The 9,811-nt window shown below is 62.0% G+C and carries 5 protein-coding genes and 3 pseudogenes; 3 read left to right on the plus strand and 5 right to left on the minus strand.

Going from position 1 to position 9,811, the window contains the following annotated elements; translation table 11 throughout:
* The coding region (locus tag FV228_RS11690; RefSeq protein ID WP_246693889.1) for a glycosyltransferase at nucleotides 1–3,109 on the minus strand (3,109 nt) is incomplete at its 3' end.
* A 462-nt stretch (nucleotides 3,110–3,571) separates the two neighbouring features.
* Between FV228_RS11690 and FV228_RS11695 the strand changes: the two genes are divergently transcribed.
* Together FV228_RS11695 and FV228_RS11700 are read left to right on the plus strand one after the other, a co-directional pair.
* Nucleotides 3,572–4,108, plus strand: coding sequence for a hypothetical protein (locus FV228_RS11695; protein WP_147854781.1), 537 nt, complete (start codon nucleotides 3,572–3,574; stop codon nucleotides 4,106–4,108).
* Nucleotides 4,109–4,167: 59 nt separating this feature from the next.
* Nucleotides 4,168–4,461: pseudogene (locus tag FV228_RS11700) on the plus strand (transposase); the annotation flags it as partial.
* Nucleotides 4,462–4,734: 273 nt separating this feature from the next.
* Here FV228_RS11700 and FV228_RS11705 read toward each other — a convergent pair.
* Nucleotides 4,735–5,754, minus strand: coding sequence for an IS110 family transposase (locus tag FV228_RS11705; protein ID WP_147854784.1), 1,020 nt, complete (start codon nucleotides 5,752–5,754; stop codon nucleotides 4,735–4,737).
* Nucleotides 5,755–5,852: 98 nt separating this feature from the next.
* Between FV228_RS11705 and FV228_RS11710 the strand changes: the two are divergent.
* Nucleotides 5,853–6,665, plus strand: a pseudogene (locus tag FV228_RS11710) (IS3 family transposase); the annotation flags it as partial.
* Nucleotides 6,666–6,945: 280 nt separating this feature from the next.
* On the opposite strand, the gene FV228_RS11715 reads toward FV228_RS11710, so the two are convergent.
* The 3 genes and pseudogenes from FV228_RS11715 to FV228_RS11725 all read right to left on the minus strand — a co-directional run.
* On the minus strand, nucleotides 6,946–8,739 hold the full coding sequence (locus FV228_RS11715) for a hypothetical protein (protein WP_147854782.1): 1,794 nt from the start codon (nucleotides 8,737–8,739) through the stop codon (nucleotides 6,946–6,948).
* Nucleotides 8,740–9,021: 282 nt separating this feature from the next.
* Nucleotides 9,022–9,267 (minus strand): annotated as a pseudogene (locus FV228_RS11720) (IS630 family transposase); the annotation flags it as partial.
* Nucleotides 9,268–9,307: 40 nt separating this feature from the next.
* Nucleotides 9,308–9,811, minus strand: a 504-nt coding sequence (locus FV228_RS11725) for an integrase core domain-containing protein (RefSeq protein WP_147854783.1), incomplete at its 5' end; no start/stop codon positions are given.

Consider the following 9,811-nt stretch of genomic DNA (forward strand, 5'->3'; position numbering starts at 1 on the left):
GCGCGAACACCCGCGCCGCGCCGGCCAGGAACCGTCCGAACGCGGCCCGGCGCTCCTCCGGGTCCGGCTCCTCGTAGCCGTCGGCGTCCGAGGCCAGGCAGTCCCGACACACGGGCACCGGCGCCAGCCCGCAATAGCGCCCGTCCGGCATCACCAGGTGGTTGCGGTGGCAGACCGGCGAGAAGTCGTGCACCGTCCAGGCATAGGGCCGCCCCGAGCCGGCGACCAGATCCATCAGCGCGCGGGCCGCGTTCCAGCGCAGGCCCGCCAGGGAGTGCACGTGGATCAAGAGCGGCGCCAGCCGCTCCACGAAGGCGGCGACCGCCTCGGCGTCGCGGGGCAGGTACAGGCTGTCCAGGCTCGGCAGGTACACGAACTCCCGGCTGCGGTACGAGACGTTGACCTGGATGTTGCGGGCCCGGTCGACCGAGAGCAGCACCACGGCCACGCCCTCGGCTTTGAGCCGGGCGATCATGTCGTCGATGTGCCGCTGGATGCCGCCACCCCAGCTGTGGGTCACGAACAACACCGCCCGGCCGCTGAAGTGCCGGGCGAGCCGGTACAGGTCGAGCCGCGCCCGGCCGCGCCGGCCCGGATCGGCCTGGACGAACTGGCCGACCAGCGCCGGATAGTCCGGATGCTTGGCGAGCAAGGCCGCCTGGCCCTGGTCGTACTCGCCGCCCGGGTCGAGCCCGAACGAGATCTGCCCGGCATGGTAGACGTACACGTCCTCGGCGAGCAGGTTGGAGAACCCCGCCTTGCGGGCGCGCATGCACCAGTCGTTCTCCTCGCCGTAGCCCTTGCCGAAGGCGATTTCGTCCAGGGTGCCGACGGCATCGAGCGCGGCGGCGGTCATGTATAGGCAGAAGCCGACCCCGGTGGGGACTTCCACCGAGCGGCCGCGGTTGATCCTGGCCGCCGCCCGGTCGAGCTCGGGCCGGGGGATCTCCAGCGCCATGGCGTTGTTGGCGTTGAACTTCGGGTAGCTGCAGATCGTGGCGTTGCTGGACAGGGGCGTGACGCTGCCGACCGGCGGGCGGCCCTCCGTCTCGGCGGCCTCGGCGTGGGCCACCAGCCGGTCGAGCCAGTCGCCGAACACCTGGGCGTCGGAGTTGAGCAGGACTACGGCGCGGCCCTGGCGCAGGGACAGCCCGCGGTTGACCGAGCGGACGAAGCCGAGGTTGTCTTGGTTTTCGACGAGGTGGAACAGGCCGCGGCCGGCCAGCTCGGCGAGCTCCGCGGTCAGCTGCGGGTCGGGCGATCGGTCGTTGACCGCGAGCAGGGTGAACGGGGTTTTTTGCGGAGCCGACAGGCAGGCGTGGATGGCGCGCAGGGTCTCGCCGCGGCCCTTGTAGACCGGCATGATCACGACGACCCGGGCCTGGGCGAGGGTGAGGGCGCGGGGCAGGCCGTCCCAGTCCCGCGGCTCGGGGGCCTCCATGGCCGGCCAGCTGCCGAGATCCTCCGGGCAGCCCATCAGCCCGGCGGCCCGGCCGGTGCGGACGTAGTGCAGGGCCGGCGACTCGCCCGGCGCGAACAGGTGGCCGTAGGCGCGACGATAGAAGCGGGTCGAGAAGGTCTTACTCGGGTCCCGATCCTCCTCCTGGCCGTGGGACAGAAAGTGGATGGCGGGGCCGCTCTCGAACCCGCGGGTGTCGGGATAACGCTTCAGATACCAGGGGGCGTCGAAATAGGGCTCGATCAATCGGGCCTGGTCCAGTAGTTCCGCGTCCTCCACCATTGGCGGGTTGCCGTAACGCGGGTCGAACGTGCCGACGGTGAGGTCGCCGCCACGGAGCAGCGCGGTGGCGAGATAGTGGACGAAGGGGGCGATCCCCACCGTTTCAACGTAGGGATGATGGGCACGATAGGCCCAACCATTGAAGTCTGGGCGCGGGTTGCAGCCCTGGCGCCAGCCGGTGTCACAGTAGTCGCGAACAGCATCCGCGTCCTCCGCTATGCCGTAGCGCTGCCGGTAGAAGGCTTGATCGAAATGGGGCGCTACCAGCTCGGCCTGTAGGTTCAGATACGGCTCTCGATCTACGGGCGAGCGCCCGATTTCACCGAGCCAAGCGGTATCCTCCATGGGCGAACGCGCCGGGTGCAGGCCACAGACTCGCAGCAGCGTGTAGAGTGTCGCATGGCGCGCGTCGGGATCGCGCCCCTCCCGCCATCCTGCCTTTGAGAAGTGCACGTAAGGCGCAATTCCCTGCGCGTCCGGGTAGGTCGCCCGGTACCAGGCTTCGTCCACAGGCGGGAGATCGGGCTGACCTTCCCGCAAAAACGGCGTGCCGCCGGTGAGCAGAGTCTCCGCTACGTATCGGAAGAACGGGTCGCCGACGACCGCCCGGCTGCTGGCGCGCGCCTGCACGAAGCCGGCTGAGTCGAAGTCCTGGCGTGGGCTGCGCAGTGATCGCCAGCCCCCGGCCACGTAGGCCTGCAGAAGCTCCGATTCGGAGGCATTAGCGAGATCACGGACTTCCTGCTCGTCCAGCATCTGCCGGTAATATGTGGCGTCGAAGTAAGGCGCGAGGGTCTTGGCCTGGAGGGCGATCAAATCTTCCGGGTCGGGTCGAGCGGAGCCGCCGTGCAGGACGTAGTGCACCAGCGGATTCTGGGTCGCGTAGGAGATGTTTCGGGTCAAACAGTAGGCCAGGGTGTCGAAATGCGGCGACGGCTCGCGGCCCTCGCGCCAGCCAGAGGCCATGTAGTGAGCCACCGGGTCGACGCCGGCCGCCTGCAAGTCGGGGTTGTGGGCGAGGTAGAAGGCCCCGTCCACGAGGCGGCGGGCCAGGCGTTCAGTTTGGCGAGTGTCAAGCTTCGGGAGCTGTACACCGCCCTCACCTGCTCCTTGCCTCACCCGTCCGCGCCGGCTGGTGAGAAAGTGTAGGAACGGGTTGATGCCCGCTCGAGCCAGATAGGGGCGTTCGGTGAGGTAATAGGCGGAGGAGAAGTCCGGGCGCGGATCGCGGCCCTCGCGCCAGCCGTGGACGAGGTAGTCGCGCACCGGATCAGCCGTAATGCCGTACCAACTCGCGTAGAAGCTCGCGTCGAAGTGCGGTTCTAGAACCGCGATCTGCTGCGCCGCGGAGGTGAGATCTGTCGCCACCGGATGGCCACCGCTCGCCGCGAGGCGAATGACCGGGTTGCTGCTCGCGCGGATGGGGCTGCTACTCGCCCAGCTGTGGTACAGGCCGTAGAGTTTTTTCAAAGTGCCGCTCTCACGTCGCCGCGGGTCAAGCCCGTTCCTGAAATCTCGACTCTTCCTACCTACCCGACACGTTGGCCCTAATGATGACCAGGTAGCGCGCCCAAGCTGGCGCGCAGATCCGCCGCCGATAAGGCTCGAGTGAGCATGTGATCGGGGCGGATGGAGCTAATGCGAGTCGTTGCGCTGGGCGAAGCGCCATGTCAGCTGCACACCGCACTATCGAACAGTGGGCGGCCCGTAAATATTAGCGCTCGGCCCAATTCGCCGAACCGATAGGATGACCACCTTCTCCGCGGTTGACGCTGGAGGGGTCCTATGACCTATGCCTGCCACGAGTAAATGGATGTGATGGACAGTCCAATGGCTGAGGACAACACCCTGACAAAGGCCCTGGTTGACGTCCGAGCGCGCAGGGCCGCTCTTCAGAGCGACTACGATCGGATCGCATCCGAACTGGCCAAGTTGCGCGCGGCTGAGGCTGCACTAACATCGATCGTAGAGGGCGTTCCGCTGGAGGATACCAGCCGCTCTCATGCGTTCGAAAGCTCACGAGCCGCGACCAGTGATCGTGGCTCCCCCGGTCAGGGCGGCCGGCGTGGTGCTCGCGGTCCTCGAGCGAATTCGGCCAAGGGGCGCTTGAAGGCCCTCCTCACCGACGCAGGTCCACAGGGCTTATCGCATGCCGAGATTGCCGAGAGGCTGCCCGACGTGGCTCCGAACACCCTCAACACCTACCTGAGCATGATGGTGACGGGCGGTGAGGCGGTCCGGAACGGTGAGTTCTTTACTGCAGCGGCGGGATCAGAAGAGGCCGATGAGTCCGACACGGCTTCGGATCCGGCCGATGAGCCCTCGACGGCCGAAGATGCACATCACGATACTGCCGCAGCGGAGTGATCCTCCCCCGCCTTCACGGACACCTGTGATACGCTCCTTGCGGGCGGGGAAGGTGTTTGATGGCGAAGACGAGACGGGAGTTCACGCCCGAGTTCAAACGCGAGGCGGTGGCCCTGCTGGAAAGCAGCGGGCGACCACAGATGCAGATCGCGGCCGAACTTGGGATCCAACCCTCCATGCTGAGGCGGTGGCGCACGGCGCTGATGGGAGGCTCTTCACCACCACCACGGGCAGCAGCATCACCAGGAGCCGCGGCTGCGAGCCCGGTGGCTTCCCCCTCCGACCAAGCCGCCGAGATCGCTCGTCTGCGGCGTGAACTCGACCGGACGCGCATGGAGCGCGACGTCCTAAAAAACGTATGGCCCGCCCCGTCTGCAAGGTCGTCGATGAAGATGCCTGTGACCGGTCTGCACAAACGTATCCGGCATGTCGGCATGGTGGCCGCCGCCAAGATGGAGAGCCGCACGTCCCGGGCCTCATAAGCAATTCGGCCTCGGGGGCCGCTTTTTTTGCCAGGCTTCCGGAACGCCGCTCGACCGTCAGGCCATCTTCACTGTCCTCCCGCAGACCTCGTGGACCTGCGCCGAGCGATCGTGCTCCGCCTCAGGTCAACCTCTTTTGATGCCCTATGCGAGGGCCGGCTCCGGCCGCCGCTCGAAGCTCACTCCTTTGCGCAGCGTCGCCCAGGCGATCCGCGCGAGCTTGGCGGCGAGCGCGACGACCACGACGTTGTAGTGCGCCCGCGCCAGCAGACCGCGCAGCCATCGGCCGGTCGCATCCTCGACCTTGGACAGCGAGGCTAGCGCTGCGCGCGCCCCATGGATGAAGAGCCCACGCAGATAGGCGTTGCCCCTCTTGCTGATGCCGAGCAGCTTCGGCTTGCCACCGGTCGTATGCTGTCGGGGCACGAGGCCAAGCCAAGCCGGCAGGTCGCGCGCGGACGCGAAGGCGCTTCCGTCGTCGATGGCCGCGCGCAAGGCCGTGGCCGTCATCGGCCCGACGCCCGGGATCGACACCAGGCGATGTGCCGCCTCGTCGGCGCGGGCATGCGCCGCGAACTCTCGGTCGAGCGCTTCGATACGGCCGTCGAGGCTCGCCCACTCCTCACGGATCTCGGCGACGAGAGCTTGGATACGCGCGCCAATCTGCGCCTGGGGATCCGTCACGAGAATGCCGACCGCCGTCTCGAACTTGCGGCGGCCTTGCGGGAAAACGAGACCGCGCTCCAGCAGGATCGCGCGGAGCTGGTTCATGAGCATGGTGCGCATGCCGACCAGCCGAGACCGGACCCGGTGCAGGCTCTGCATGTCGAGTTGCTCCTGCGCCTTGAGGGGCACGAAGCGCATCGTCGGACGTGTGGCGGCCTCGGCGATCGCTTCGGCATCGCGGTCGTCGTTCTTCTGCGCCTTGACGTAGGGGCGGACATACTCGGGCGACATCAGTCGGATGGTATGTCCCTGCGCGGCCAGCAGCCGCCCGAGGTGATGGGCGCCACAGCAGGCCTCCATCGCGACGACACAAGCGGGCAGCTTGGCCGTGAGGCCGACGATCGTCTCACGCCGTGCGCGACGACGCAGAACCACCGTACCGGCTGGGTCGAAGCCAACCAGGCTACAGCTGTTTTTGCCGAGATCGATACCCAGCACGGCGACCGAACTCTTTGCCATTCCCGATCCCTCCATTTCTCCAAGGCAGCAGCATGCCACCAACGGTTCGGTGAGGGGCGGGCCATCCCATAAGCGATCGGCATCTTTGCGGAGACGCCCAAGTGATGTTCGCTTTCATCGAGCAGCATGCGAGCACCTGGCCGGTGCGTCTCATGTGCCGCGTGCTCGAAGTCTCTCACAATGGCTACTACGACTGGCGATCCCGTCCCGAGAGTGCCCGGTCGGCGTCCAACCGTCGCCGTCTCGACGACGTCCGGCGTATTCATGCCGGGCATCACAGGCGCTACGGCTCGCCTCGGGTGCATGCCACCCTCTGTACGGAGGGACGAACGGCCAGTCGCAGGCGGGTGGAGCGCCTGATGCGCCGTCATGGCATCCGAGCCCTGGCAGGGCGCCGATTCCGGCCCTGCACGACCGACAGCCGCCACGATCTGCCGATCGCCCCCAACCTCCTGAAGCAACAGTTCTCCGCCGCGCTCCCCAACACGGTCTGGCTCGCCGACATCACGTACCTGCCCACCGGCGAGGGCTGGCTCTACCTGGCCGCCGTGCTCGATCGCGCCACCCGCAAGATCGTCGGCTGGTCCCTGCGTGATCACCTGCGGACCGAGTTGACGGCGGCGGCCCTGATGATGGCCACCCAACGGCAGCGACCGGCCGCTGGGCTCATCTGTCATTCCGATCGCGGCAGCCAGTACGTCGCCGAGGCCTACATAGCGCAACTCGTCGGCATGAAGGCGATACCCTCCATAAGCCGGACCGGCTGCTCTTGCGATAACGCCTCGATGGAAAGCTTCTTCCACACCCTCAAGGTCCAACTTGTCCACCAGCGACAATGGGCGACCCGTGACGAGGTCCGACGCGACTTGTTCGCCTACATCGAAGGTTACTAAAATCGGTAGCGCATCAACTCGGCACTCGGCTACATCACGCCCGAGCAAGCCGAACGGAACGCGAGCAAAACCCCCTGCCCGTGAAGTCGGGCAGGATCACATCTACCCTCCTTCAGGGTTCAGGATGCCCGAAAAACTTGCGCTCAGCGCGGACCAGTTTACTGGGTCAGGGTTAGGGAGACGGCAAAGGGTCAAGCCATCTCCACACGACGATTATGCCCTCGCTCGTCCCAAGGAAGCTCGGCTGCGGGGACAAGGATTAGTTCTATAATATCTCTCAAAGGTTGAGATCCTGGTATCTTTCGCTGCTAAATACCACAAGCCGATTGTTCCCAGAGCAAAATTCTTGCAAAATTTCGCTCGAAAGAGAAAAGCCCGACAATAGATATTTCCTGTTCCCTAAAGCGTCGGAAACGTCAGGTCTTGGTAGGCATATGTCGAATTTTTGTGCCCCCTGCTCCTGGATAACAGCTACAAAGTCAGCTGCTGACAATAGGGCCGTATCAACGGCCCAACCACCGCACGAAGCACGATTCGCTACTCCTCCTACGTCGATATGAGCGACAATGGCACCCTCTAGGGACCTCCGGAAGACCACGCCGTCAATAATCAAATTGTCATCTTCGAATACAATTTCGATTTTTGTGGACTGAGGCCCGGAAATTAAGTCGACACTGATATTCGCTCGTGCCCAAGCGGAGTTATTTGCAAATACAAGATCCGTTAATCTTCCCTTGCAATCTTTGATTACTTCAGCGTCGATTTTGAAGCCGCAGGTCAGGTTGGTAAAATCCTCAAAATGTCTGGCAACATCGGCGCGTTCTTGGTCAATTGGCACTACCCAGTGGAAGTGTCCACAATCAAAAATAACCTCGGAAGGCTTGGTCTCTGACGATTTATTTACCGCCCAACCCTTCCACGGAAATCTAACATCTCCGGCGTAATCTATCGATAAATGAGCCGTGACGGCCTCGTCTCCCGGGCGCTTTTCTCTTAAAAGCGCCTTTGAGCTTCTATAAAAAATATTGCTGGGTGAGGAAATATAATCTCCGGTGGCAGAATTTTTATATTCTCTTGCGGCTTCAGACCTCAACATTTTAGCAAAAATTTCGCACATAAGCGCTTTGATAATCTTGGCGTCGGCTCTGCCTGCGCTGTCAATCACATCAAAGAGTTCTTCTATGCTGTCTGAAATATTTAATGGCAGCCGACGCACCGTACTTCTGCCGAGCAAAGATGCCGCGCCGGAAAAGTAACTATGATAGGGCGCAATCACGCGCCTCGATTCTGCTAATATATAAAGATCAACGAAGCCGCGCGTCGTTTCGTTCATATCAATCTTATGGGAGGAAAGCACTGTTACCCCCCGGCGTCTAAAATTGTCCTCTATGTAGGTCAAAAACTCGTCATCTTCTCCGCAGACAATAAGGCTTCTTGGGAGCGGCTGTTCGTTTAGGATTTTCAAGAATGTACTTTTTGCCACAAATCGTTGTAGTATTTCTTCCATTCCATTTTTCTTAAGGAATTCATAGTCAGCCCTCTTCAGCCGTTCAACTATGTCGCCTCTTCGAGCGTGAAGTGCCGTCGCGCCATTTAAATTGAAATTCAGCGTTATATTTTCTACGATTGACAAGAAATTCTCGTGCCAATTTATTTCGCTCCATAATTCTTTCACCCTCTTACCGATGTCGCATCCCATTTCCGAGTCCGGCAAGATCTGGTAGGGGGTGTCATACACAATTCCGCTCTTGCCTTCTAAGTATTTGGCAAGATCGCTCTTTTGCTTTACGACGCCGCTAATCGAGGAGGCCGATAACGTATTGCTAAGATCGAGGTTTTCTGCGCTTATAATATTAGTTGTTCGTTTTCCATCACAAAAAAATTGCAGGCCCTGGAATATATTGCTTAGTTGGTCGGCCGCAAAGAGTCGATCTTCGGGATAGTAGGGAGCCGAAATGGGTGGCCATACGACTTCGAGCTCAGCCTCCAAGAGATCCGCTAAGATCCTCGCCTGGAGTATGGTCTGAATGCGAGTTCCAATGCCATCCATGCGGCAAGCATAAACTTTCACAATTGTATTCCTTGATTTTGGCTGCAGATTTATTGCTTAATTTAGCAGGGATCCACTTTGGACAGAACAGTGCCTCACTCAATGCATGGTAACATGAAACGGAGGGTCTTGCTACGTTTGCGATCTCTGAAGCATGCGTTACAATCCGCAGTCATATCAAGATATGCATTCTGATTGTCCTTGCGAACATGCCTAGGTTGTTCGCCGTCGATCTGACGTGTCTAACGTTTCCACAGTTGAGCCGATCAGTAAAAACCTTGACTGGCAAGCTGGTGCACTGGCTCAGACGAATGGTGCAACTTGGCTGTTGTGGACGGCGGCTGCGGGTTGGATCCAGACGAAAGGTCTGGACTGCTTGTTGTGCTTGGCGATGTAGCTCTTGATCGCCGCCTGCAAGTCGACGATGACGGTGAAAGTCCCGCGCCGCAGCTTCTGACGTGACAGTGCCCAGAAGAAGCCCTCGACGGCGTTGAGCCTGGAGGCGGAGGTCGGGGCGAAGTGGAACACCCAGCGCGGGTGGCGAGACAGCCTGACCTGACCGGTATTTTGGACCGGGCCGATTGAGAGGCTACTGCATGGTGGCGGCCATGGGTAGCCGGAAGGCCAGATCCGGGTAGCTGACGGGCGCGGGCGGCCGATAGCCCAGCGACGAATGCGGTCGGACGTGGTTGTAGGTGTTTTGCCACAGACCGATCACGATCTGCGCCTCCTTTAACGAGTAGAAGATCTCCTGGCGTAGGCACTCGTCACGACGCTTGCCGTTGAAGCTCTCACAATACCCGTTCTCCCACGGGGATCCTGGTGCGATGTACTGGATCTGTGAGCCAGTTTTGGCGACCCATTTGCGCAGCGCCTTCGAGATTATCTCGGGGCCATTGTCGCAGCGGATGTGTTCCGGGATGCCGTGTAGGCACATCGCCTCCGCCAGCGCCTCGATCGCGCCCGCGCTGTTGATGCGTCGCGCCACCTTCAGCGCCAGACAAGCCCGGCTATGCTCGTCGATCAGCGTCAGGATCCGGAGCGAGCGTCCGTCGTGGGTCCGGGCCTGGACGAAGTCAAAACTCCAGACGTG

It is taken from the genome of Methylobacterium sp. WL18 (assembly GCF_008040015.1).
In the GTDB taxonomy this organism is placed as follows: domain Bacteria; phylum Pseudomonadota; class Alphaproteobacteria; order Rhizobiales; family Beijerinckiaceae; genus Methylobacterium; species Methylobacterium mesophilicum.